We start from the raw sequence: 2,073 nt of genomic DNA on the forward strand, positions 1-2,073 counted from the left end.
ACGAGCGGGCTGGGCCGGTCGTTGATGTACCGGATGGCCTCGTCGATGCTCGAGTAGCGGAACACGGTGAGGACGGGGCCGAACACCTCGTCGGAGTCGATGGCCATCTCGGGCGTCACCCCGGTGAGCAGGGTGGGCGCGATCTTCCGGGTGAGCGCGTCCGGCAACCGCTCCCCCGTCGGCGTGGCGTCCCGCTTGGTCGCGCCCTTGACCACGGCGTCGTCCACCAGCCCGACGATCCGCTCGTAGTTCGAGGTGTTGACCGTGGCCGTGTAGTCCGGGTTGCCGACGATTGCCGGCAGGGTGCGACGCCACTGGTCCAGCACGGTGTCGCAGAACTCGTCGTAGTGGTCGTCGTGCACGAACACGTAGTCCGGGCACATGCAGACCTGACCGCCGTTGACCAGTCGGGCCGAGGCGATGTTACGCGCTGCCCGCTCGACGTCGGCGGAGGTGTCCACGACCACCGGGTTCTTGCCGCCCAGCTCGAGCGTCACCGGGGTGAGGTTCTCGGCGGCGTCCTTGGCGACGGACTTACCCACACCCGGTGAGCCGGTGAAGAACAGGTGGTCGTAGGCCAGCTTGGAGAAGTCGGCCCCGCGGCCGTGTTCGGGGCCGGCGATGGCCAGCTCGTCCACGGAGAAGTAGTCGGGCGCTCGCCTGCACAGCACCTCGGTGGTGCGGGCCGTGACGGAGGAGGGCCGGATCATCACACGGTTACCGGCGGCCAGCGCGGACCCGGCCGGGACGATCGTGAGGTAGAGCGGGAAGTTCCAGGGCCCGATGATCCCCACCACGCCCTTGGGGTCGTGCCGGACCTCCTGCTGGAAGCCCAGTTTGTCGAGCGCGCGGGAGATGCGGGTGGGCTTCATCCACTTCTTGACGTTCTGGCGCTGGTGGTCCAGGTCCGGCATCGAGGATGCGATGTCGGTGAGCGTCGACAGGGTCTCGGGCCGGGAGCCGTAGTCCTCGCGCATCGCCTCGGTGAGCTCGGCCGCGTTGTCCAGGATGAGCCGCTTGAGCCGCAGGATCCGGTCACGACGGACCTTGGCGCTGGGCTGCGGGTCGGCGAGGAACGCCTGCTGCTGCCGCTCGAGGATCTGGGCGAGGGTGAGGTCGCGGGCGGTGGGTGTGGTGACCATGCCCCCAGGGTAGAACGTGTTCTCGCGCGGCGGGGGTAGGAGGTGACGACGACGAGGGCCCGCCTTCTCCGGTTGAGAAGGCGGGCCCTCGGGTTGCGCAATATCAGCCCCCGAGCGAGCTCAGTGACCCGAGCGATCCACTCGTTCCGCCGGTCCCGCCGACGAGGCTGCCGAGGGAGCCGGAGTCGAGCGAGCCGGAGCCGTTGGGGTCGCCACCACCTCCGCTCGCGGGCCGGACGGTGACGGTCTTCTCCACCGTCTGGTCACCCACCGTGACCTTGAGGACGGTCTGCCCCTCCGCCGCGGGGGTCCACTCGCAGGTGGCGTTCCCGTCCTCGTCGAGCGTGACGCGGCAGATCTCGCGATCGCCGGAGATGATCACCACCTCCTCGCCCGCGTCACCGGTGACCTCGATCTCGACTTTCTGCCCGGCGACCGGCTGCGCCGGGGTCACAGTGATGGTCGGCTCGGTCGGATCAACCACGGCCGGGTCGACCTGCAGTGTTCCACCGTTGCCCGTGTCCGAGGTGTTGTCGGCCGCATCGGTAGCGGTCACCGTCACCTGCTGGCCGTCCATGCCCTCTTTAGCGATGAACTCGCAGGTAAAGGTTCCGCCGGTCGCGGATCCTTCGCAGGCGTCCTCTCCCCCGACCTTCACCGATACCTCGGAGCCCGTCTCGGCCTGCCCGCTGACGGTGACCGTCTGGCCGACCGTGGCCGGCTGCGGCGCGACCGTGATCCCGGTAGGCGCCGCGGGGGCCTCGGTGTCCGGGGCCTCGACCACCGTAATGGTGGTGGCGGAGGCCGAGTCGGAGGCGCTGGTGGTGGCGTCGCCCGCGTAGTGCGCGGTCACCTGGACGGTGCCGGTCGAGGTCGGCGTCCACGGGCACTCCACGGTGCCGTCGGCCGCGACCTGACCGGTGCACAGCAC

General features: G+C 69.7%; 2 protein-coding genes. Both read right to left on the reverse strand.

Annotated elements, in window-relative coordinates:
• On the reverse strand, positions 1–1,142 hold a 1,142-nt coding region (locus tag ACWIE7_RS18935; protein WP_454070294.1), incomplete at its 3' end, for an aldehyde dehydrogenase family protein.
• Between the two features lie 103 nt (positions 1,143–1,245).
• Positions 1,246–2,073 (reverse strand): Ig-like domain-containing protein (locus tag ACWIE7_RS18940; protein WP_454070295.1); only part of this gene is annotated, 828 nt, incomplete at its 5' end.

This window comes from Dietzia sp. NPDC055343 (assembly GCF_053645265.1).